Annotated in this window: 22 protein-coding genes; 11 read left to right on the forward strand and 11 right to left on the reverse strand. The window is 54.9% G+C overall.

All coding sequences use genetic code 11. The annotated features are described in order from the left end of the window. Window positions 1-54: 54 nt before the first annotated feature. The 4 genes from KF784_07480 to KF784_07495 all read right to left on the reverse strand — a co-directional run bounded on the left by KF784_07480 (window position 55) and on the right by KF784_07495 (window position 3828). Window positions 55-2178, reverse strand: coding sequence for a hypothetical protein (locus KF784_07480; GenBank protein MBX3118892.1), 2124 nt, complete (start codon window positions 2176-2178; stop codon window positions 55-57). Beyond that, on the reverse strand, window positions 2175-2552 hold the full coding sequence (locus tag KF784_07485) for a BlaI/MecI/CopY family transcriptional regulator (GenBank protein ID MBX3118893.1): 378 nt from the start codon (window positions 2550-2552) through the stop codon (window positions 2175-2177). The genes KF784_07480 and KF784_07485 overlap by 4 nt, the downstream gene beginning before the upstream one ends. Window positions 2553-2624: 72 nt before the next feature. Beyond that, a complete protein-coding gene (locus KF784_07490; GenBank protein MBX3118894.1) occupies window positions 2625-3311 on the reverse strand; it encodes an N-acetylmuramoyl-L-alanine amidase in 687 nt (228 codons plus the stop codon). 64 nt (window positions 3312-3375) lie between these two features. Further along, the gene (locus KF784_07495) at window positions 3376-3828 is read right to left on the reverse strand and encodes a VOC family protein (GenBank protein MBX3118895.1); all 453 of its coding nucleotides are present in this window, start codon (window positions 3826-3828) and stop codon (window positions 3376-3378) included. Between KF784_07495 and KF784_07500 the strand changes: the two genes are divergently transcribed. Next, a complete protein-coding gene (locus KF784_07500; GenBank protein MBX3118896.1) occupies window positions 3827-5020 on the forward strand; it encodes a winged helix DNA-binding domain-containing protein in 1194 nt (397 codons plus the stop codon). The two genes, KF784_07495 and KF784_07500, sit on opposite strands and share 2 nt — an antisense overlap. Before the next feature lie 59 nt (window positions 5021-5079). Here the strand turns inward: KF784_07500 and KF784_07505 are convergent, their stop codons facing one another. The 4 genes from KF784_07505 to KF784_07520 form a co-directional block, all read right to left on the reverse strand. Further along, a complete protein-coding gene (locus tag KF784_07505) occupies window positions 5080-5580 on the reverse strand; it encodes a hypothetical protein (GenBank protein MBX3118897.1) in 501 nt (166 codons plus the stop codon). Between the two features lie 80 nt (window positions 5581-5660). After that, a complete protein-coding gene (locus tag KF784_07510) occupies window positions 5661-6800 on the reverse strand; it encodes a tetratricopeptide repeat protein (GenBank protein ID MBX3118898.1) in 1140 nt (379 codons plus the stop codon). 226 nt (window positions 6801-7026) lie between these two features. After that, window positions 7027-7518: a hypothetical protein gene (locus KF784_07515; GenBank protein MBX3118899.1), complete on the reverse strand. Its 492-nt coding sequence runs from the start codon at window positions 7516-7518 to the stop codon at window positions 7027-7029. Between the two features lie 7 nt (window positions 7519-7525). Then, window positions 7526-8668, reverse strand: coding sequence for a beta-lactamase family protein (locus tag KF784_07520; GenBank protein ID MBX3118900.1), 1143 nt, complete (start codon window positions 8666-8668; stop codon window positions 7526-7528). A gap of 196 nt (window positions 8669-8864) precedes the next feature. Between KF784_07520 and KF784_07525 the strand changes: the two genes are divergently transcribed. The 9 genes from KF784_07525 to KF784_07565 all read left to right on the forward strand — a co-directional run bounded on the left by KF784_07525 (window position 8865) and on the right by KF784_07565 (window position 18600). Continuing rightward, on the forward strand, window positions 8865-9620 hold the full coding sequence (locus tag KF784_07525) for a hypothetical protein (protein ID MBX3118901.1): 756 nt from the start codon (window positions 8865-8867) through the stop codon (window positions 9618-9620). An 86-nt stretch (window positions 9621-9706) separates the two neighbouring features. Next, on the forward strand, window positions 9707-10279 hold the full coding sequence (scpB, locus tag KF784_07530) for an SMC-Scp complex subunit ScpB (GenBank protein MBX3118902.1): 573 nt from the start codon (window positions 9707-9709) through the stop codon (window positions 10277-10279). A gap of 231 nt (window positions 10280-10510) precedes the next feature. Then, a complete protein-coding gene (locus tag KF784_07535; protein ID MBX3118903.1) occupies window positions 10511-11350 on the forward strand; it encodes a zinc metalloprotease HtpX in 840 nt (279 codons plus the stop codon). A gap of 98 nt (window positions 11351-11448) precedes the next feature. Further along, window positions 11449-11688 carry a zf-TFIIB domain-containing protein gene (locus KF784_07540; protein ID MBX3118904.1) on the forward strand — a complete coding sequence of 80 codons (240 nt, stop codon included), beginning with the start codon at window positions 11449-11451 and terminating at the stop codon, window positions 11686-11688. 115 nt (window positions 11689-11803) lie between these two features. Further along, window positions 11804-12829 (forward strand): TerC family protein, encoded by a 1026-nt coding sequence (locus KF784_07545; protein ID MBX3118905.1) that lies wholly within the window; start codon window positions 11804-11806, stop codon window positions 12827-12829. 119 nt (window positions 12830-12948) lie between these two features. Then, on the forward strand, window positions 12949-14286 hold the full coding sequence (gene tig / locus KF784_07550) for a trigger factor (GenBank protein ID MBX3118906.1): 1338 nt from the start codon (window positions 12949-12951) through the stop codon (window positions 14284-14286). Between the two features lie 31 nt (window positions 14287-14317). Then, entirely contained in the window at window positions 14318-14902 is a 585-nt protein-coding gene (locus KF784_07555) for an ATP-dependent Clp protease proteolytic subunit (GenBank protein ID MBX3118907.1), read from the forward strand. A gap of 16 nt (window positions 14903-14918) precedes the next feature. Beyond that, window positions 14919-16214 carry an ATP-dependent Clp protease ATP-binding subunit ClpX gene (clpX, locus tag KF784_07560; protein ID MBX3118908.1) on the forward strand — a complete coding sequence of 432 codons (1296 nt, stop codon included), beginning with the start codon at window positions 14919-14921 and terminating at the stop codon, window positions 16212-16214. Between the two features lie 136 nt (window positions 16215-16350). Continuing rightward, window positions 16351-18600 carry a DUF255 domain-containing protein gene (locus KF784_07565; protein MBX3118909.1) on the forward strand — a complete coding sequence of 750 codons (2250 nt, stop codon included), beginning with the start codon at window positions 16351-16353 and terminating at the stop codon, window positions 18598-18600. 4 nt (window positions 18601-18604) lie between these two features. On the opposite strand, the gene mazG is transcribed toward KF784_07565, so the two are convergent. From mazG to rpmI, 3 genes are all read right to left on the reverse strand, one after another. Further along, window positions 18605-19612, reverse strand: a complete 1008-nt coding sequence (mazG, locus tag KF784_07570) for a nucleoside triphosphate pyrophosphohydrolase (GenBank protein ID MBX3118910.1) — start codon at window positions 19610-19612, stop codon at window positions 18605-18607. 173 nt (window positions 19613-19785) lie between these two features. Then, the gene (gene rplT, locus KF784_07575; protein MBX3118911.1) at window positions 19786-20139 is read right to left on the reverse strand and encodes a 50S ribosomal protein L20; all 354 of its coding nucleotides are present in this window, start codon (window positions 20137-20139) and stop codon (window positions 19786-19788) included. A gap of 83 nt (window positions 20140-20222) precedes the next feature. Next, on the reverse strand, window positions 20223-20417 hold the full coding sequence (gene rpmI / locus KF784_07580; GenBank protein ID MBX3118912.1) for a 50S ribosomal protein L35: 195 nt from the start codon (window positions 20415-20417) through the stop codon (window positions 20223-20225). A gap of 223 nt (window positions 20418-20640) precedes the next feature. Here rpmI and KF784_07585 point away from each other — a divergent pair, with 223 nt between their 5' ends. Beyond that, on the forward strand, window positions 20641-20991 hold the full coding sequence (locus KF784_07585) for a hypothetical protein (GenBank protein MBX3118913.1): 351 nt from the start codon (window positions 20641-20643) through the stop codon (window positions 20989-20991). Window positions 20992-21260 lie beyond the last annotated feature (269 nt).

Here is a 21260-nt window from a genome sequence, read left to right on the forward strand (position 1 = left end):
GGATAACGCCTGTCCTTGAGAAGGCTATCTTGGACAGGCGTTGTGCCGTTGCGGCTACTTTCCGCTGCGGATTTTAAGGTCAATCACTTTGCCGTCGGGGCCTTTTACGGTGATAACGCCATTACTGGTAAGCGTCACCGACGATCCTTCTGGCACTTTGTACTCCTTCACGTTTCCTTGTGGATCGCATACAACGAGGGTCCCTTTGGTCAACGAGACCGACCAGTTGCCCTTGCCAGATCCAAGCGGATTACCTTGGTGGATGTAGTAGTAATCTGGCTTAATCTTAGTGGATTCAGCCACCGTAGTGGCATAACGACTACCGCTTGAGGGCGCAACCACGCCTTTGACATAGGTCTGAGGACTGGCAACCGTTGGTACGGTTGCCGACGACACGCCAGCAACGGCGGTTGGAGCCTTGGGGGACACCGCTGTTACGTACTCCGTTTTGGCGGCAACAGCCGGGCCGGTTGCAACAGTTGCTTTGCTGTTAGGATTCGTTGTCACTGGGGCTACACCAGAAAAGACGGTGGCTCCTGATTTGGAAGTCGTCGCGATGCTCGGGGCAGCGTTTGCGCTTTTCGGAAGCTTGGCAACCCCTTGAACATAGGTGGTTGCTACATTTGGACTCGGTGTCGTCTCGACGGCGGTTTGCCGGATGTAGGCCTGCTTCGCAGGATCCCACTTGTATGTGCGCGTCATGGAGGGCAATCCGGTCGATGTCCTTGACGGTCGGCGTGCTCTCAGCGCAAAGACTTGACCATTCAAGCTGATTGAGAAGCTGAAATCCATATTCTCTGGCAGTTTGCCAAGCATCGCCTTCTGATCCTTGGTGAGGTCCTCTGGCAAAAGGTAGCCACGGCTTTCGATGATCTCCCTCTGCACTGGTGTCACCGACTTAGGAAGGTTGTTGAAGTCTATGCTCTGGTCGCTCGCCCACTCTGTGGGAAGTTCGACTGTGGCGATCGCGTGCTCTTCCACTGGAAGCTCTTGTGTGTAGTCGCGAATCTTCGATAGCCGGGGCAGCTCATCGACTGTCGGTGCGACGGCTAAAACCGGCGCTATGTCTTCCACGACTTCGCCAGGCATTGGCGCCAGCGGTGCAGATTGGGCCACGACCACATCCGGCTTCATGGTCGTGAAGCGCATGGCTCCAATCATTGCTGCGCTGCTGCACATTGCGGCGCAAAGGGAGAGAAGTCCGAGCGAGGAGAATCCGCGCTTTCGGGAACGCAGAATGTTCTGCACCCGCCTTTCGAGTTGATCTTTTTGCATGAATGTCACTCCTTGGGGGCGGACTAAACCCCTCTGTAGCTGTATGTTTCGGGCGATGGCGATCAGTGACGCGGCGTAGTCCGTCGCCTCGATCCCAGACCTCACCGCCCTCTCGTCCGCCGCAAGTTCAGAGTCGTCCCTTAGGGCCCGTGACGTAAACCAAACGAACGGATGACACCAATAGACTGCGCGTACAGCGCTGGCAAGCCATTGCCATGCACAGTCAAAACGTTGAATGTGTGCGGCCTCGTGCAGCAGGACCGCATTCCGGTCTGCGTCGGGCCAAGTGTGAAAATCTCTGGGCAGCAGGATGGTGTGTCGGACAACCCCGAAGGTCATCGGCGACCGCACATCGGCGATTCGGCAATCCACCGCTGATCGAACGCGTAAGCGCTGAAGAGCCGCTTCACACTCCTCTTGAACGGGTGTTATGCAAGCCTGGGAACTGCGTCTCAACCTTGCGGCCTGCCAAAGCCGGATTCCGGTTGTGGAAAGTAGCAACGCAGAAACGCAGAGCCAGAGCCAGATAGCCGCGACTTTCCAATTCAGAGCTTGATTGGGGAGGTTGGAAGCGCTGGACGCAGGGGAGGCTTCTGAGTTGTTGAACGTCCCAGCAAACGTGTTCTGCATCGTTGAGGGGTTGGGGGTTGGCGTTGTGTAGTCAAGAAGCTCCACCGCGACGTTGGCGCTTGTCGGCAGTGTTTGGCTCTCGGGGGCAAGAATGGGGATGGATACGCTCGGCAGCAGGATCATCGCGAGCGGCAACACGGCCAGACTTGCGATGCAAGTTCGCAATATCGTGACGCGTCGTTCTGCCGATGAGCGTCCGATCAGCCAGCGCAGACAGATTCCGAGGGCCAGCAAAGCCGTGACGCGCAAAGCCAGCTCAAGCACCCAGTTCATTTGCGCTCCTGTTTTGCCTGTTCGATAAGCGCGGACAGACGGTCAAGGGTTGCGTCGGAAAGGTCGTTCTCGTGTTCGCTTAAGAGCGTCACTACAACCTGTTCCACCGAATTCCCAAAGAAGGTGTCGAGGACATTTCGCAGCTCGGACTTGGCGGCCTCGTCACGAGGCACGACTGGCGAGTAGACATAGCGAACGCCGTCGGCTTCATGCACGGCGAGACCCTTCTCGCTAAGCACTCGGAGCATCCCGCGGACTGCCGAGTACGTCATCTTCGGCATCTCTTCGTGAACGTCGTTTGCCGTTGCCTTCCCCCGTCGGTAGAGGATTTCAAGGATTTGGCGTTCTCTTTTGCTGAGCCCTGAAATGGACATGCAGATATTTTTGCACACTTTCTCTCTATATGCAAGAAAATCTGCACTAGTTCCTGACAGCGACCTAAAACTTCAGGCCCTCTTCCGTGGCACTGCGGCTTTGATTCCGGCAAGCAGCGCCTTTGCCATTTGCTGCTGCCCGGCCTTTGACGACATGAATCTATCGTCGCTGTCGTTCGACAGGACCGCCATCTCAACCAGGATCACCGGAACTTTGGAGAAGATCGACCCGGTGAGGGCTCCCTGCTTTGCACCGACTGCGGTATGCAGATCCGTCTTGAGCCCGCGATCCTTCAGCTTGCCTTTCAACACCTTGATGGCAGCGGGATGGAACATCTTGGCGGCTTCGCCACTTTTCTTAATGACGTCCTTGGACGGTCCGGTTTTGCCTTTGGCGGTGCCTTGTTTGGAGGGGTAGTAGCTCGCAAATCCTGAGGTGGGCGCGGCGTCGCAGTGCAGGCGAAGTAAGAGGTCGGCTTTGGCGTTGTTGGCGATTTCGGCTCGGCGCTGGTTGCGAACGAATTCATCCTCTGACTTCTTCGTCAGCACCACCTTGTAGCCTTCCTTTTCGAGCAGTTTTTGCAACTCGACGGCAACGAGCCAAACCGCTTTGATCTCTGTGATGCGCTTTCCCGAAGCTCCTCTTCCGACTTCGGAGGGGTGGCCAGGGTCGATGCAGATTGTTTGGGCGTGGCTGGGCAAGCAGCCGAAACCACAAACGACCGACAACACAGCAAGGAGGGCGAATAAGCGACGCATAGAGAGTCTAAGAGGGTACTGCATCCTGCCTTGAGGGGCCGCGACACAAGGCTCAGAGCCCGATTCAGGCGCTGGAGAAGAGCTCGACCAGATTTCCGACTCCGTCCTCAACAAGCACCTGAGTTCCTCCTGGTCCGCTTATCGGATCGCTCCTTAGGGCCACGCCAGCACCTCTGAGCTTTGCGATTAGGGCATCGAGATCGTCGGTCTCAATCACCAACCGATTCCAACCGCCGGGTTCTGGCTGAGCTCCATCGGCGAGAGGGCGAGCCGCCGATGTGCCGGGGCCGCTAATCCAAACGGTCACACCATCCCGTTCGATCATCGCGAACGGTGGTCCCCAACGTTCGACAAGTTGAAAGCCGAGTAGATCGACATAGAACTTAAGCGCGTCGTCAACGTCCGTCACCAAACATCGGAAGGCAGTCATGCTCAGGTGTATACCCACAGATCGGCGCTCAGAAAGCGCAACTTTCGAGAAGCGATGCTCGGCGGATTCAAGTATCGTTGAGAGCATGGATTGGGCAAGATTGCAAGCCTGGTGGGCGCATCGTCAAGGTCTCGATGGCTCGGTGGTTGGGATGAGCGCGAGCGAAGCGCTTGCGAAGGTTGGGTGGGCACGCTCCGTCGGTGGGGCGAACCCCTACATTACGCTGTTTGCCCGAACCGGAATCGGCAAGGAAGAGGCGGAAAGGGCGGTCGCAGAAGTACAGATTCATGAACTCCCGTCAGCACGTGGCTGTACCCACTTTTTGCCTCACGATCACTATGCTCTTGGGCTCAAAGTAGGGCAGGGGTTTAGTGAAGAGGCGGCGATGCAGACGGCTCGGAAGTTTTTGGGAGTTACCGATGCGGAGATTGATCGGTTGGGCGATAAGGTGTTGGAAGCTCTTCAAAAGGGCGAATTGGATCCTGCTGAGCTGAAAAAGGCGGTGGGCGATGCCGTACGGAACCTGGGGGATGAGGGGAAGAAGCGAGGGCAGACGACGACCCTTCCACTGTCGCTAGGGTTCTTGCAAGCGCGTGGGCAGATTAGAAGGCTTCCGATAGGGGGTCGGCTTGACTCTCAACGCTATAAGTACGCGCTTTGGTCGCCATCGCCGCTTGACGGCTTTAAGATGAGCGCTGAGGAGGCCCGAGCCGAGTTGGCTCGCCTGTACTTCGGGTGGATTGGCCCTGCGAAACGAGAGCACTTTCAGTGGTTTAGTGGGCTGGGAGTGAGGGCATCACAGGATGCGATCTCTTCGTTGAAGCTTGTGGACATCGGTGAAGGTTATCTGCTGCCAGATGAGCTGAAAGCGGAGTTCGATGACTTTGCCGCGCCAAAGGACGAAAGGATCGCACTCGTTGCGAGCCTCGACAGTGTTCTGCTGCTTCGGCGGGAGGTTGGGTGTCTGTTGGGGCCGGAGGATAGGGACCGCGAGACTTTCACCGATAAGTCGGTCGTTCCGATTACGGGCCTGCAGGACATTTACTGCAACGCAATTGTAGATCGCGGGCGTTTGGTGGGGCTGTGGGAGTTTGACAGTGAGGCTCAGGAACTGGTTTGGCATACTTTCCAGCCTGCAACGCAAGCAATCAAGGATGCCGTTGCAAGGACTGAGAAGTTTGCTCAAGAACAGCTTGGCGATGTTCGATCATTCAGTCTTGATAGCCCAAAAAGCCGTTTGCCGAAGCTGGAAGCGTTGCGGAAGATGGCAACGGCTTAAGTAAACGAGCCGGACGCGTCTCCAAGGCGTCCGGCTCTTGAGTTTAAGCTTGGATGGTGTTACTTTACGCTAAACCAGAGTTCGCCCTGGCTGCTGTCTCCTTTTCCTTTGGCGTGAATGATCTTGCCTCTTGAACCCTTGAGGTCACCCGAGATGGTTCCTCGGCTGATATTGTAGACAAGGTCGAGGTCCTTCTTCTTGTCCTTCGGGTTGATGTCGACAAAGTCGTCCTGCTCTTCAAGACCACCATCATCGTCGCATAGTTTGATTCTTATCTTGGTGGTGTTGCTGGTTACAGGAACCGTGAAGCGCCAGTCCTTCGGTCTTCCGTCGTCGGTTGAGAAATTTTTGCTGACCCAGCGCTTTCCGTCGATCCAAATCTTGACGTAAAAGTCGGCACGGTCTTTGGTGATGCCAAACGTTGGCTTATCGAGGTCGTCATCTTGTTTGACCCGGTGGATCGTCACCGTAACGGGTGTCGATTTAGGTGTTGGCTTTGCTGCTGAAACGCAGATCGTGGCAGCAAGCAATCCTGCGAATGCGATCTTTAAAGGTTTCATAACACCTCGTTAGACGACACTGCGCAAAACCGAGGGTGAGCCTGCGGTAGACAGGGTCCTAGATCGAACCGGAAGCGGTCCTACCCGCCTTCGTAGTTGATGAGATAGACCATAAGGCCGTACATACCGAGCTGCACCATGTGAAAAACACCCCACAGCGGTGATCCGGCAAAGAGCTCGATCATCATGAACAGGGTGCATCGCAGTAGGTTCAAATAGCAGAAAATCTTCGCGATGAACATCAGCGATTCTGTTCGGCACAGCAGGCCAATACCAACGCCCAAATTTACGACTCCAATAGTAACAGCAAAGGCTTTGAAGCCTTCAACTTGAATTTGAAATCCAAGAATAATGTTCAGTATCGACAGCAAACACCAGATCACAGAAAGGATCATGTAGGTGACTTCCTGCCATGTGGTCGAAGGCGTAGAGGCTTTGATGCCGGCAAATGATCCGTACTGCCGGTTCTGGAAGTTGCAGTAAGGGCAGATCGCGGCGTAATCCATGATCATCTGCTTGCAGTTTGGGCACGGTATCTGCTGGATCACGGGCGCTGGCTTGGCAGCTTGAGGAGGCTGTGCAGTGACGTGCTGCTGCATCGCGGCTTGTTGAAGGGCCGTTTTGAACTCCGCATTCTGCTCCATTTTCTCAATAGCGGCTTTGATTCCCGACTCTGCCTTCTGGTTGTCCGTTAAGCCTTTCACAAGTTGGATAGCCTTACCCTTCTGCCCCATGAACAAGTAGAGCTCAAGGAGTTGGGCGATCACATGCGGGTTTTTGTGGTCGAGCTTATGAGCCCTATCGAACGCTTTTTCAGCGTCGTAGGGGTCGTCGCTCAAAGCCTTCATGCCGACTTGCACGAGGGAGTAGATCAGCGCCTGTTTTGCGTTGGCGTTGTTCGGCTGGAGATGCAGGGCCGCGTCAAGCTCACGGATAGCCTCGTTATAGCGGCCTGCCGCACCGAGGGCGTAACCATAGGTATAACGCGCCTCCGCGTTTCCTGGTTGAAGCTCCGATGCTTTTCTGCCAGCTTCAATCGCTTCGTCAAATTGCTTAAGTGCAATAAAGCTAAGCCCTAGAGATTTCCATGCAGTCGCGTTAGCGGGGTTCTTTTCCGCAGCTTGACGATAGGCTTCGACCGCAGCTGCATAGTCGCCTTGCGAATAGCACTGATCACCCATCATATGTGGGTTGTCGGTGGGGGGAGCCTGAGTATCCATTTGTAACCTGATGGTCGATTATAAGATAAATCGACAATACAACTACGAAAATGTGCAAGCAGGGATGCAGTATTTCAAGGATTATTGTCAGGTTATGGTGTTGATGTTCAAATTAGATTGAACATTTAGAGAATGATTAGCGCGTTAGTCGTAAATTAAAAGCGCTACTCGAAAGTCAAGCGCATGATTTGGACTCTCAGCCCAACAGAATGCACGAAGCGTGGGGTCACTCTTCGTTGTAATAGATCATGCAACCGAGGATCAGTGAAGCAACCATCAGAACACCCCCGATCACTGCTGCCCAGGGAGACTGGGGTCCGTGCGCGAGACTATCGTAGATTAGAAATCCGCCTCTAACGGCCGTGACGCCGCAAACAAACTTGGTCATTCCGCTTGCCCAATCCATGCGTCCAACGATGGGCACGAACATCAGCGCGCTCAGCCCAGTAACGACGTAGCCAAGATAAGCCGTGCCGTTGAGTACGAACAAGCCGCCTGCTTGGAGAAGGACCCAAAATGCCGCCATGTAGGGCAATCCCACATCCCGCCAATCGGCATGGGTAGCTTGCACGACTGCGAACCTCGGGGAATGACGCAAAACCTCACCGCAACTCGGGCAAATAGCCTCCTTTGCTGCCACAAAGGTTGCACATGCCGGGCAGGGGTAAGGTTCGGTGTGCTCTTGCTGTATGGGAGTGGCTTCTTTGGTCTGCGCCATGCATCTATCATAACACTGAAATTTGCAAATGAGGCTTCATGGATTCAAAAATGAGGGCATAGAGCGGCTCTTGTGCGCTTGGAAAAGCGAGCAACGTCTGCCGTGTTTCGGGCAGATATAGCTTAGCGATCGAGTCGCAGAATTCGCGAATCTTGGTGCCTAACCCGTTCCGAAGAACGATCACCGTGATGCCATTTTCAAGATAGCGACAAATCATCGCGGTAAAGCCGGGGGTTGTGCCGGTGTGGTGAACGTTCTTGAGCCCATTGCGATTCGATAGCATCCAGCCCATCCCATAGCTCGTGGAAGTCCCGTCGTTGAGTTTGCCGGCTGTCCACCAGGGATCCTTGATGGACTGTTTGATAAGCGTGCCCGACCTCAACGCCGCATCCCACTTTGCAAGGTCCTCGACGCAAGACATCACGCCCCCGCTGCCCGAGTAGATCATGGGGCGCTTTGTAACGCCAAGCTCAAACTTGCCCTCCTCGTACTCGTAGCCCACGGCAAAGGGCTTCAAGGAAAGTTCGGGTTGATAGTAATAGGTGTTCGTCATGCCCAGTGGCTCGAAGATCCTCTGCTTGACGAACTCCCATAGCGGCTTCCCGCTTACGCGATGAACAAGAATTCCCAGCGTCGAGTAGCCAAAGTTGCTGTAGGCGTATTTCTCGCCAGGTTTCGATTCCAGCGTAAGCCCTTTAAACAGCTCAAAAAACTCTGCTTCCGTATAGTCTTTGGTGATATCCCACTTCGTTCGAGAAACGTCGGGAATGCCGCTGATGTGGTTGAGGCAATGCCGAACGGTAATACCTGCCCACTCTGTTGGGACGTCTGAAACATAGGTCTTAACAGGCTCATCGAGCCTGACCTTCCCCTCGTCAGCCAGCATCAGAACTGCGGCGGATGTGAAAGCTTTCGAGAGACTTGCGATGCGAAAGACGGTCTGGCTGCCAACGGGTACGCAGGTCTCACGGTTTGCCAGCCCGTAGTTGCGCCGCTCGATCAGCTTCCCGTCCTTGACGATGCCAATCGCGATCCCGGAGATGTGTTCGGTCTGCATCTCCGCGCTGACAAGATCATCCAGTGCATCGGCACGAACGAATGTCGCGATGAGGACGAGAGCTGAAACTAAGGCATAGCGCAAAACCCGCATGCCAGACAGTTTAGCTGGTGGGAACAGGGCGCGATCTGGCTATATACGCTGACGCGTGAGTGAGGGGCAGAGCGCCGAGTCCTGTAAGAGTTGCCAGGATCGGGCAGGTCGAGCACGGTTGAAACTCTCGTGCCGAGTTACAATGGGGAAAAGTATCGGCTTCGCCCGATTCTCCTCAAACGTCATGACTCCAAGCATGGCTCCACGCCGCGATCCCAATGAAAAGGCGCTGGCGACTCTGTCGTCGGTGGGTGTCATTGCGCCTCCTCCCATCCAGGTCGAGTCTCCAAAGTTTTCAGGATCGCTGGCGGCGCTGTTTGTTTGTGTCCGCGACCGAAAGGTCGATCTTCTGGACATCCCCCTCTTTCCAATCTGCTCTGCATATTTCCTTTACCTTGCAGAATCCGAGCAGATCAGTCTGGATGAGGCTGCTGCCGCTCTCACCGCGCTTGCGTACTTGCTTGAGCGTAAGGCTTGGGCGCTCTTGCCAGTCGCCGAACCCGAACCTGAGTTTGACGATCCGATGGAGCTCATGGAGCCTTATGTCCATGAGTTTGCGCTTGCCATTGAGCAATTGCGCACCCTTCATGAAGAGCGCACTCATCAGTTCTTCCGACCCCAGGACGCTGGGCCAGATCCTTACGAACTGCCATATACATTGGAAGAGATCGAGCCCGCTGATTTGGCCCGTGCGCTGGCTCGGTTGCTTTCGCGAGCGACACCGGAGAAGCCCGAAGTTTTGGGCGGCCCGCGCCGATCTCTCACCGAGCAGATGAAGCTTGTGCTTGCCGCACTGACTACGGATTGGGCGAGCCTGGATAGTTTGGTGAAAGAGCCCTTCACTCGGCAAGAAGCGGTGTGGTGGTTCTTGGCTTTGCTTGAACTGATTCGGCTTGGGCAGGTGAATGTACAGGTCAGTGAAGAGGACGTGCAGTTCCGTCGCAAGGTTTGATGCTCTGCAGATGCCTTTGAAGATTTCGACCCTTGCAAGCAATCGTGTGTCCTCTTTGGGCACAATCTCTGAACGCTTTTGAAGCTATGGCAGCGAATTCCGATCCCAAGGCGAACATAGTCGACAGTCTTGAGGCCATCTTGTTTGTGGCCGATTCGCCCGTCGCTCTGGAAGTGCTGGCGCGAGAGTTGGGCGTGACTCAGGGCCAGGTTAGCCAAGCGCTTGAAATCCTTGCCGAGCGACTTCATGCAAATGGCTCAATCCAGCTTGTCGAACTTGCGGGAGGATTTCAGCTATCGACCAAGCCGGAGTTTGCCGAGCTTATCGGCAGCTTCCTGAGCCCTCAGCGGCAGAAGTTAAGCCGGTCGCTGATGGAGGTGCTTGCCATCGTTGCTTATAAGCAACCGGTGACCATGGGCGATGTGGAGAAGGTTCGGGGCGTGCAGAGCGACTACTCTATCCGGGCATTGCTGGAGAGGCGACTTATTCGAGAGGTAGGCAGGAAGATCGCTCCTGGACGTCCTGTCCTTTATGGCACGACCCAGCAGTTTCTGCATCAATTCAATCTGAAGGCGCTGGATCAATTGCCGCCTTTGGACAGCGTAACCGAAGAAGCGGCGAACATCATCCGCCACGAGGGACCATCGCTGTTTGACTAGGTCGATGACGGGGCGGTTGATAGGACTGTTGGGAGGTCCGAAACAAACGAGCTGCGCTCGGCGTTAGAATAGACAGAGAAACAAATCAACCCAGAAGGGGAGTAGCGCCCTGGGCAACCAGGGGGAGATCATCGTCAAGACGCTGAAAAGCCGGTGATCCCAAAATCGCAAGACCTTCATCGCATTTCGTTGCGATGAAGGTCTTTTTTGTTACTCCTGGTGAGAATGATCATGATGAACACAGTCAAAGTTGGAATCCTGTTAGTCGCCCTAACCGCGATCCTTGTCCTGATTGGACGAGCGCTCGGCGGGGCAACCGGGGCCATCATCGCCCTTGGGCTCGCGATCGTGCTCAACCTCGGGAGTTTCTGGTTTAGCGACAAGCTCGTCGTGAAGATGACGAAGGCCCGTCCGGTCTCCCCGGAACAGGCTCCCGAGCTTCATGCCATGGTGGAGCGGCTATCGGCACGAGCGGGTATTCCCAAACCCGGACTCTACGTCGTCGATGACCCGACGCCTAACGCCTTCGCCACCGGGCGCAGTCCAGAACGCGGCATCGTCGCCGTAAATACGGGTCTGCTACAGATTCTGGATCAGCCCGAGGTTGAGGGGGTTATCGCCCACGAACTCGCTCACATCCGCCACCGCGACACACTCACGATGGCAGTGGTTGCGACGGTTGCAGGCGCAGTCATGCTTCTTGCCGACTTCATGCGCATCTTCGCCATTTTTGGCGGGGGCGACGAGGACGGTATGAACCCGCTCGCGCTTATTGTGATGAGCATCGTTGCGCCGTTCGCGGCGATCATCATTCAGTTGGCGATCTCGCGAGCACGGGAGTATGAAGCCGATCGGCTTGGAGCTGAGATTGCCGGATCGCCCCATGGGCTGGCGAACGCTTTGCGCAAGCTTGAATCGACGGCAGGAAAGCTGCCGACGAGGGCGAGCGCTACCACGGCTCACCTTTATATCATCAATCCGTTCGGAATGAGGGGTGGGATATCCAGCCTATTCCGAACCCACCCCACGACCGAGGATCGCATTTCACGACTCATGGCATTGAGCCGCTGAGTTGGAAATGCAGATTCGGAATGCCCCGTCGTTACTGCCAAGAACCGAAGGCACATTCGGTTCTTGGCCTTGAATAGAACCTAGGAACCCACTGAAAAATGACCTGTCCAACATGCAACACAGACCTTCTCCTTTCTGAGCGCAAAGGGATTGAGATTGACTACTGCCCCAAATGTCGGGGCGTATGGCTTGACCGTGGTGAGCTTGACAAGATCATCGAACGTTCTTTGGAAGACCAAAGCGCCCCGGGGAAGAATCGCAGCGATCGATTCGATGACGACGATGACAAGCGTGAACGAAAGCGGGGCGGTTTCTTGGGAGACCTGTTCGACTTTTAGGCAGCCGAAATCCCACACGTCAACCGGGTGTGCACGCGCGCCCTCACAACATGCGAATCCGCTGAAGCGTGATGCGCAGCGGCTATGAACCGCCCCATAAAAGGGAAGATCAAAGATGGAACTTGCAGGTATTTCAATATGGGTTTGGGGCGGCTTTCTTGCCTTTGTCCTCTCGATGCTGGCCTTAGATCTCGGCGTCTTTCATCGAAAGTCGCACGAGGTAAAGATGAAAGAGGCGCTGACTTGGAGCGCCGTTTGGATTGGGATTGCCCTTCTGTTTAACCTGGGCATTTACCTCTTTTGGGACAGCGTTAGTCACGCGGCGGTCTCTGCCGATGGAACCATCTACTCGAACAAGGATGCGGCGATGGCGTTCTTGGCGGGCTACCTCATCGAGAAGGCGCTGAGTATAGACAACATCTTTGTCTTTATCATGGTGTTTGCCTTCTTCAATGTGCCCCCGAAGTATCAGCATCGTGTGCTGTTTTTCGGGATTCTGGGCGCGCTCATCTTTCGAGCGGCATTCATCGCGGCTGGAGCGGCGATGTTGGAGAGGTTCTTTTGGACGATGCTTATCTTCGGCGGGCTGTTGATCTTCAGCGGCATTAAGATGATTACCCTTAAGGACAAGCATCTCGACCCAGAGGGCATCCCTTTCGTGAGATGGTTCAAGCGACTCATGCCCGTGACCCCCGGCTATCACGGGCAAAGCTTCTTTACAAGGATAGACGGGAAGCTGTGGGCGACCCCCTTGTTCATCTCCCTGATCGTTATTGAATTCACGGATATCATCTTTGCCGTCGATTCTATCCCTGCGATTTTCGCCATCACTCAGAATCCGTTTATTGTCTTCACTTCGAACGTCTTTGCGATTCTCGGTCTCCGAGCCCTATTTTTCGCAATCTCCGGGTTGGTCAAGCTGTTCCATTATCTGAGCTATGGCCTGGCGATCATTCTCGTCTTTGTCGGTGGCAAGATGCTCTTCAATTACGCCGTTAAAGTGGATTGGCTGACCGTAGGTGATTATGAGAAGTTTCCCATCGGTTTGTCGCTTGGAATCATTGTTGCGATCCTGAGCACTTCGATCTTGCTGTCTGTGCTGCGTCCACCGGCGAAGGCAACCGATGAGGGACCTGAGTAACCGATAGCGCCCTTCGTATGAGAGCTGAAGCAGAGGCTGGATCGTGCGACCTGACGCCGATTGAGTCCGACAGGTAAAATCTCTGCGCTACGCCAACCCTCGAGGAAACTCTTTTTAATATGCAAGTCACACGTGAAGATCTGAATCCCTGCACCATCAAGCTGACCGTCGTTTGCGGGGAAGACCAGGTTCGAGAAGGTTTCGATAAGGCCTACAAACAGTTCGCAAAGCGAATTAAGGTTCCCGGATTCCGACCCGGCCATGCTCCCAAGCACATGGTTGCCCAGTCGATTCCGAAGGATGACCTTTATGATTCGGCAGCGGACAACATTGTGCGGGCAGCCTTCCGCGATGCTCTCAAAGAGCAGGAGTTGGAGCCAGCCAGCCAGCCCTCGGTCGAACTTACTTTGATCAACGAGGAGGAAGCCAAGTGCGAATTCTCGGTCAAGGTGCCGTTGGCCCCGGTCGTCGAACTTGGCGAGTATAAGGGTCTAGCCGCAGGCGTTCCTCCGGTCGATGTCACCGACGAGGACATTGATCACCAGATTGAGGAGCTGCGCAAGCGCAAATCCACTCGCGAGGCCATCACCGATCGTGGCGTTCAGGATGGCGATGTCACCGTCGTGAATATCAAGATCGACGGCGAAGCGGGCGAAGGCCGAACCTTCATGACCATTGCCGGACAAACCTTCCCGCAGCTTGACAAGGCGCTTAGCGGAATGAAGGCAGAAGAGGTCAAGGTTGTTGAGCTGACTTTCCCCGACAACTTCCAAGAAGCCGACTGGAAGGGCAAGAAAGAAAAGTGCCACGTCACGGTGAGGTCGCTTAGCTCGGTGAAACTTCCCGAGGTTGACGACGAGTTTGCTCAAACCCTGCAAGCGGACAGTGTGGATGCTCTTCGTGCACGGATGCGAGAGCTTCTTTCTGGCGCAAAAGAGCAGATGGCGATTGAATTTCTCAATGAGCAGTTGCTTGAGGCCTTGCTTGGATCAAGCACGATTCACGTTCCTGACACGATGTGGGAGCAGGTTGCGAGTCGACGACTTTATGAGCTTGCGGTTGAGCAGCAAGACAAGGGTAAGTCGATGGAAGCCTATGCCACAGAGCAAGGTATGACAGTTGCTGAGCTCGAAGAATCTTGGCGTAATGAAGCAAAAATGCACGTTACGCGAGCAGTTGCGATCCAAGAAATCTTCAAACGGGAGAAGATGGAGCTCACAAATGCCGATCTAAATATGCAGTTGGTCTCAATGGCATCGGAATACGAGGTGAAGCCGGAAGAGATGCTGGAGATTTTGAAGAAGAACAAAGCGTTGGACGAACTTCAATTCCGGGCTGTCTTCCACAAGGTCGCGAACTTCCTTCGGGACAACGCGGTCCTATCGGAAATGAGCCTCGAAGGGGACCAACGCAGTGCGGCTCCCAAAAAGAGCCGTAGTAAGAAGAAATCGGACTAACTTAGGATTTATGGATATGGAAATCAAAGGAATGGGTGTCCCTTATGTCATCGAACAGACTTCGCGTGGCGAACGCAGCTACGACATCTGGTCGAGATTGCTCAAGGATCGGATCATCTTCCTCGGTACTGAGGTGGACGATTATGTTGCGAATCTGCTGATCGCACAGTTTCTCTTCTTGGAGAAAGAGGACCCCGACAAGGACATTGACTTCTACATCCACAGTCCGGGAGGATCGGTTACGGCGGGGCTTGCGATTTATGACGCGATGCAGCTCATCAAATGCGACGTTGCCACGACATGTGTCGGTATGGCGGCGAGCATGGGTGCGGTCCTATTGGCTGGAGGCGCAAAGGGCAAACGATACTGCCTTCCGAATGCCCGAGTCATGATCCACCAGGTTAGCGCTGGCTTCCGAGGAACGGCAGCAGATATCCGTGTTCAGGTTCGAGAAACCGAGCATTACATGGACACGCTGATGAAGATTCTTGCCGACCACAGCGGCCAGCCCGAAGACAAAGTGCGTCAGGATGTGGATCGGGATTACTGGTTATCTGCCGAAGATGCCATGAATTACGGGATTGTCGATAAAGTTATCAGTCCCACCGCACGATAATAGGATTGAGGAAACGATGGCGAGGACTTTGGAAAGGCGCGACCAGTGTTGCTTGTGCGGCAAAAGTAAAGAGCAGGTTAAGAAGCTCATTGTGGGACTCCACGGAGCGGTGTGTTCAGACTGTATTGACCTGTGCAACGACATTCTCAGCAATGAGATCGACAGAACGACTTTGGGCACAACCGCCGCTTCGGTTGCTTCGGCTGCACGGCACGCAGGCATCAAGGCCAGCGAAGAGACGCCGAAGCCCAAGAACATAGTTGAATTCTTGGATGGATACGTTATCGGCCAGGAGAGTGCAAAGCGTGCTCTCTCGGTTGCCGTATACAACCACTACAAGAGAATTACCGACGAAAGCGACGACGTGGAGCTTCAGAAGAGCAACATCTTGATGCTCGGACCGACGGGATGCGGAAAGACCCTTCTTGCCCAGTCTTTGGCTCGGATGCTCAACGTCCCGTTCGCGATCACCGATGCGACCGCGCTCACGGAAGCCGGATACGTCGGCGAAGACGTCGAGAACATCATCCTTCGACTTTATCAGGCCGCTGAGAACATCGACCCGAACAACGCCAAGGCGCTTTGTGAGAGGGGCATCATCTATGTAGACGAGATCGACAAGATCTCTCGCAAGAGCGATAACCCATCGATTACACGAGACGTCAGCGGCGAAGGCGTTCAGCAGGCTCTTCTTAAGATTCTTGAAGGCACGGTTGCCAACGTTCCCCCGCAGGGTGGTCGCAAGCACCCTCAGCAGGAGTATCTGCAGATCGACACCAAGAACATCCTCTTCATTTGTGGAGGCGCGTTCGATGGCATGGAAGAGCAGATTCGCCGCCGCATGAAGGAGAACGTGATGGGCTTCCGGGCAAACCCCGAGAGCAACAAAGAGCGCGATCCGAACGTGCTGCGACAGGTTCAGCCTGAGGACCTCTTGAAGTATGGGTTGATCCCCGAGTTCATCGGACGTCTTCCCGTGCTGGCTACGCTTGATCCGCTTGATGAGGAGACTTTGGTTCGAATCCTTACCGAGCCGAGAAACGCCATCGTCAAGCAGTACAAGAAGTTCTTCTCGATGGACGAAGTGGAACTCATCGTGGAAGATGGAGCCGTGCGCGAGATCGCTAATGAAGCGATCAAGCGTGGGACGGGCGCTCGTGCACTCCGTGCCATCGTTGAGAACATCATGCTCGATGCGATGTATGAAGTTCCCAGCAGCGACATCAAGCGTGTGATCATTCCCGATGGTGTCCTTTCTGAGCAGACGCCGCCAATCCTGTTGACGGCAGAGCAGATTAAGCAAGCCTCGTAAGCGACTAAGGCAGAATTGGAGTCGGGTCCAGACCTAACGTCTGGGCCCGATTTTCTTTTTGCTCGAAGGCCTGCATCTTGATGGCCTAAGCAGCCTGCAACCGGTCAGACTGGAGAGGGAAGTTCTATACTCGGCTATGCCGAATCGCCTTTCCGGCTCAACGTCGCCCTATCTCCTTCAGCATCAGAACAACCCGGTGGATTGGTATCCCTGGGGGCCGGAGGCTTTTGAGAAAGCCAAGGCAGAGAACAAGCCGATTTTTCTTAGCGTTGGTTACTCTTCGTGCCACTGGTGCCACGTCATGGAGCACGAGAGCTTTGAGGATGCTGAGGTTGCGGAGAGGCTGAACGCCGACTTCGTTTGCATCAAGGTGGATCGAGAAGAGCGCCCCGACATCGATGAAGCGTATATGGTGGCGGTTCAGCTGCAATCTGGGCGTGGGGGCTGGCCGATGAGCGTCTTTATGACGCCCGATCGACAGCCGTTTTTTGGTGCGACCTATTTTCCCAAGCAAGACCGCGGCGAGATTCCCGGGTTTTTGTCGGTCATGGCGAGCGTTGTGCAGCTTTGGAAGACGCGTGAAAAGGATGTGGTCGAAGCGGCGGCAGAGATGGGAAGGCAAATCCAGATCGCCCTGTCTCGGCAGGCACCACAGACTTTTGCTCAGCTCGACATGAACGCCGTAGTTGGCGTTATCGACTCCCTTGGGGCTGAGTTCGATCCTGAACTCGGTGGATTTGGCGAAGCTCCCAAGTTTCCGCCCCACAGCGCCATCGAATTGCTTCTTTGGCTGGTCGAATCACCACACACCGATGCGACAAAGCGCCAGAAAGCCGCTCAGATGGCCTTCCTGACGCTCGAAGCGATGGCCCTGGGCGGATTGAGGGATCACGTCGGCGGGGGCTTCCACCGCTATTCTACGGACCGTTATTGGCTTCTCCCCCATTTCGAGAAGATGCTCTACGACAATGCCTTGCTGCTTGGCAACTATGTGCGTGGGGCACGAATAGCAAAGATGATCGAGAGCCCACTGCTTACCACGTTCACGAGCGCAGCGAATGGCATCGTGAGATGGCTTGAGGACGAGATGATGTCTTCTGAGGGTCTTTTCTATTCCGCCCTTGATGCCGACAGCGAGGGCGAAGAAGGGAAGTTTTACTTCTGGTCGTCCGATGAAGTGAGGGTCGTTCTTGGCGAAAAGGCAGACCACTTCCTCACGGTCTTCAACTTTGAAGATTCAGGAAACTTTGCCGACGAGGCCACTGGGCAGAAATTGGGCGTCAATATCCCGTATCGCACAACCACTACCGACGAGACATTTGACGAAGAGCTTGAGGCGTTGCGGTTGGCACGTGAGAAGCGAGTGCGTCCTGGGCTCGACGATAAGGCGCTCGTTGGATGGAACGGGCTCGCGATTGTCGGACTGGTTGAAGCTGGTCGAGTGGACCTTGCCGAGAAAGCAGTGAAGGCGATCTTGAGCTATGAAACGAAGCTGGGTGAACTGCCCCACCAGATTGCTCAAAACACACCAGTCGGCCCGGCGTTTCTTGAGGACTATGCCTGCTTTGGCTACGGCGTATTGCGGCTGGCTATCGCCCTGCAAAACCGTGAATATGCCGAACAAGCCAAACGAATTGCGACGGAGATGGTTGCTCGATTTTACGACACAAAGCAGGGCGGGTTCTTCTCGACTGGGGAAGGGTACGAGGAGCTATTCGGACGCACAAAGCCGTTTTTCGACCAGCCCATACCAAGCGCAAACTCGATGGCCGTGCGTTTGCTGCTGGGTATTGGGCAAGTTGAGGAGTGCATGCGAAGCCTGCAGTCGCTTTACGGGTGGATGGAGAAGGCTCCCCATGCATCCGAAGGCTTGTATCTTGCTGCTGGAGAGTTCTTGGAGGCGCTGGAGATCGCCGGAGCGATGGAGCAAGCCACGGAGGCGGGTCCGTCAATCGATAGCGCGGAGGGTGTAAATGGTGTTGCCGATCCGGCCTCGGTCGTCGCTGAATCGGTTCCCCCAGCGCCGCCGGCGGTCACGATCGAGAGAGTGACCGTCAAGATGCCGGTTCGTGAGCTGTCTGCGGGTGCGGATGGCTGGGCAGCGGGCACCGTTCAAATCACGATTCCCAGCGAGTGGCATATCAATTCCAACGATCCTCCCATGCGCTGGCTCATTCCGACCCAGATTTCGATAGAGCCGTTGCCCTTTGAGGTCGATTATCCGGCCGCTGACGAGATTGGCTATGAAGGAAGCGTGTCGGTTCCTTTCCGGGTGCGAGCGGAGGGTAAGGAAAAGGAGTTTGAGCTGAAGCTGACCTATCAGGCTTGCACAGAAAGCGAGTGTCAGGAGCCTGTGGAAGTACGGTTTGACTGTGTTGTGGTGTAGTCCGTTATCTGCCTAAGTCGGCCTTTGCCCGATTCCACAATTCGTCCCACTCATCCGGGCTGAGTTCGTTTAGGGGTTTGGGGGAGACACGCTCCATCTCCATGAATCGTGCCGTGAAACGATTCAGCATCTTGCGAAGGGCCTCTTCTGGCTCGATCTTCGCCCACCGGGCGATATTTACGGCTGTGAACAGCAGGTCGCCGATCTCCGATTCGATCCTCTCTGCGTCTTTAGATGACAGCGCTTCATGTAGCTCACGCTCTTCCTCGTGCAGCTTGTCGAAGACGGCTTCTATGTCGGGCCATTCAAATCCAACCCGCGCGGCGCGCTTGCTGATTTCGTGGGCACGGAGCAGGGAAGCCATTCCGACCGGTACTCCGGCAAGGATCGACTTGGGCTCGCCAGCCTTTTCCTTTTGCTTGATGCGGTCCCAGTTGCGGAGGACTTCGTCGGCGTCGTTTACGCTTGTGTCCCCGAAAACGTGTGGATGCCTACGGATGAGCTTTTCGGTGATCCCATTGGCAACATCGGCGATGTCGAAATGGCCGTCCCGTCGCTCCATTTGGGCGTGGAAGATCGGTTGGAGGAGAAGGTCGCCGAGCTCTTCTTTTAACTTGTCTCGGTCGCCAGAATCGATCGCATCCAGGACCTCATAAGCCTCTTCAAGAAGATACTTTTTAAGCGACTCGTGGGTCTGCTCCTGATCCCACGGGCACCCTCCGGGTCCAAGCAGGCGGTCCATCGTTTGCACCAACCGATCCAACGCTTCTGCGCGTTTGGCACGCTCGTTCTGGCTGCTTTCTTCAAGTAGAGCTGGGATGACGAGTACTGAACCCTCCGGGGCACCCTCCGGTCCGATGGCTTGACACGGGAGGCCCATGTCGGCGAGCCACCGGAACGAGTCGTGCCAGGGCATGGCGTGGATGCGCATGTTGGCGCCCTTGAGCTGTTGGATGGCTTGGGGAGGGCAGGATTCGGGGCCTGCCGGACCGACTCCGACGATGGTGACCATGGGGTGGAATGAAGATACCTTGAGTCGGGAGTCGGGAGTCGGGTGTTGGGTGGAGCCACCATCAATCCTTCGGCTTGACAAGGGAGGGCTTTCCAGACAACTACCTACAACCCCATGAAAACAAAAAAGCGGCTCCATTTGGAGCCGCTTTATCAGAAATTTGCTGAATCAGATTAGCTCTTGACAACAACCTTTTCAACCAGCTTCTTGAACGAATCCATATCGTGGATCGCCATTTCGCTGAGCATCTTTCGGTTGACGGCAACGCCGTTCTGGTGAAGACCAAAGATGAAATCCTTGTACTTCACGTCGCACTGGTTGCATGCTGCGGAAAGACGGACGATCCAAAGTCGTCGAAAATCACGCTTCTTTTGTCGGCGGTCGCGGAACGCATACTGTCCCGACTTCATCACCTGCTCGTGAGCACGGCGAAATACGTTCTTTTTACGGCCCCAGTAGCCTGAGGCTTTCTCCACAATCTTCTTGTGGCGCTTGTGGCGCATAATGCCACGTTTAATTCTTGCCATTGTTTACTCCTCGTTTGTCGTTCTGACCGGGTCCCAGCCTTTCGGCGGTAGCGGTAGGGGATGTACAGATTTATGCGGCGAGGCTACATTGCCAACAGGCGCTTTACGCGCTTGTTCTCACCCTTAAACAGGGTCGGTTCCTTCTCCAGTCGGCGCTTTCTCGAGCTCGACTTGTGCAGGAACTGGTGGCTGTTGTACGCTTTCCGGCGGGTTATCTTTCCCGACCCGGTTATCTTGAACCTCTTTGCCGCCGTCTTGTTTGTCTTCAGCTTTGGCATCTTTTTTCTTTCCTACTTGCGGTTTCGGTGACAAAACCATGATCATTAGCTTTCCGTCCAGTGTCGGTTGTCTTTCAACAACTCCGAGTTCGGACAACTTCTCTGCCATCGCATCGAGCTTTCTTTTCCCGAGTTCGGGATGCGCAACTTCGCGGGCTCTAAACTGACAGGTGATCTTGACCTTGTGCCCCTCTTCCAAGAAACGCAGGGCGTTCTTCAGCAAATGGCCGATGTCGTGTTCAGCAATTCGCGGGCTTATCTTTATACCTTTTACTTCCTGCGGTTTGCGCTTTTGGTCCTTCTTCTGCTTGCCCTGCTCGTACTTGAATTTGCCGTAATCGACGATTCGGCACACGGGCGGTTGAGCAGTGGCGGCGACGACAACCAGGTCAAGGCCTTCGTCTTCAGCCCTATTGAGGGCCTCTCGGCTACTTACGACTCCTACGGGGGAGCCATCAGCGGCGACCAATCGAACTTCTGGAAAGCGCAGGATGCGCCGGTTGATGAGGGGACCATGGTCTCGACCACGGTCACGGAAATCTCTCCTAAATCTTGCTATAGTGTTCTCCTGTGATGCGCAATAACGCGCACGATACAATCTTCGGTCTAGTATATCTGTGGGCTCTTCGGTCTGTCAAACATAGGGCCCGGTCCTTAATTCCTCATTAGACGCACCGTTCCTCCTTTGTGTTGCCGTTCCTGGCAGGTATCTTTACGGTCGAGCTTCCGATATTCGGAGGTTCGTTTCGTCTCAGCGCCCCGCAGATCAGGATTCGATTTAAATGTAGCCGAAGGGCTTTTAGCCTGAAATCCGGTCTGCCGTCATGTACTGGCAGTCTAAAA

Source organism: Fimbriimonadaceae bacterium (assembly GCA_019638775.1).
GTDB lineage: Bacteria > Armatimonadota > Fimbriimonadia > Fimbriimonadales > Fimbriimonadaceae > JAHBTD01.

Coding starts and splice junctions, on each gene's coding strand:
- KF784_07480 (MBX3118892.1), bottom strand. CDS start 2,178: ATGAACTGGGTGCTTGAGCTGGCTTTGCGCGTCACGGCTTTGCTGGCC.
- KF784_07485 (MBX3118893.1), bottom strand. CDS start 2,552: ATGTCCATTTCAGGGCTCAGCAAAAGAGAACGCCAAATCCTTGAAATC.
- KF784_07490 (MBX3118894.1), bottom strand. CDS start 3,311: ATGCGTCGCTTATTCGCCCTCCTTGCTGTGTTGTCGGTCGTTTGTGGT.
- KF784_07500 (MBX3118896.1), top strand. CDS start 3,827: ATGGATTGGGCAAGATTGCAAGCCTGGTGGGCGCATCGTCAAGGTCTC.
- KF784_07495 (MBX3118895.1), bottom strand. CDS start 3,828: ATGCTCTCAACGATACTTGAATCCGCCGAGCATCGCTTCTCGAAAGTT.
- KF784_07505 (MBX3118897.1), bottom strand. CDS start 5,580: ATGAAACCTTTAAAGATCGCATTCGCAGGATTGCTTGCTGCCACGATC.
- KF784_07510 (MBX3118898.1), bottom strand. CDS start 6,800: ATGGATACTCAGGCTCCCCCCACCGACAACCCACATATGATGGGTGAT.
- KF784_07515 (MBX3118899.1), bottom strand. CDS start 7,518: ATGGCGCAGACCAAAGAAGCCACTCCCATACAGCAAGAGCACACCGAA.
- KF784_07520 (MBX3118900.1), bottom strand. CDS start 8,668: ATGCGGGTTTTGCGCTATGCCTTAGTTTCAGCTCTCGTCCTCATCGCG.
- KF784_07525 (MBX3118901.1), top strand. CDS start 8,865: ATGGCTCCACGCCGCGATCCCAATGAAAAGGCGCTGGCGACTCTGTCG.
- scpB (MBX3118902.1), top strand. CDS start 9,707: ATGGCAGCGAATTCCGATCCCAAGGCGAACATAGTCGACAGTCTTGAG.
- KF784_07535 (MBX3118903.1), top strand. CDS start 10,511: ATGATGAACACAGTCAAAGTTGGAATCCTGTTAGTCGCCCTAACCGCG.
- KF784_07540 (MBX3118904.1), top strand. CDS start 11,449: ATGACCTGTCCAACATGCAACACAGACCTTCTCCTTTCTGAGCGCAAA.
- KF784_07545 (MBX3118905.1), top strand. CDS start 11,804: ATGGAACTTGCAGGTATTTCAATATGGGTTTGGGGCGGCTTTCTTGCC.
- tig (MBX3118906.1), top strand. CDS start 12,949: ATGCAAGTCACACGTGAAGATCTGAATCCCTGCACCATCAAGCTGACC.
- KF784_07555 (MBX3118907.1), top strand. CDS start 14,318: ATGGGTGTCCCTTATGTCATCGAACAGACTTCGCGTGGCGAACGCAGC.
- clpX (MBX3118908.1), top strand. CDS start 14,919: ATGGCGAGGACTTTGGAAAGGCGCGACCAGTGTTGCTTGTGCGGCAAA.
- KF784_07565 (MBX3118909.1), top strand. CDS start 16,351: ATGCCGAATCGCCTTTCCGGCTCAACGTCGCCCTATCTCCTTCAGCAT.
- mazG (MBX3118910.1), bottom strand. CDS start 19,612: ATGGTCACCATCGTCGGAGTCGGTCCGGCAGGCCCCGAATCCTGCCCT.
- rplT (MBX3118911.1), bottom strand. CDS start 20,139: ATGGCAAGAATTAAACGTGGCATTATGCGCCACAAGCGCCACAAGAAG.
- rpmI (MBX3118912.1), bottom strand. CDS start 20,417: ATGCCAAAGCTGAAGACAAACAAGACGGCGGCAAAGAGGTTCAAGATA.
- KF784_07585 (MBX3118913.1), top strand. CDS start 20,641: ATGGCCGATGTCGTGTTCAGCAATTCGCGGGCTTATCTTTATACCTTT.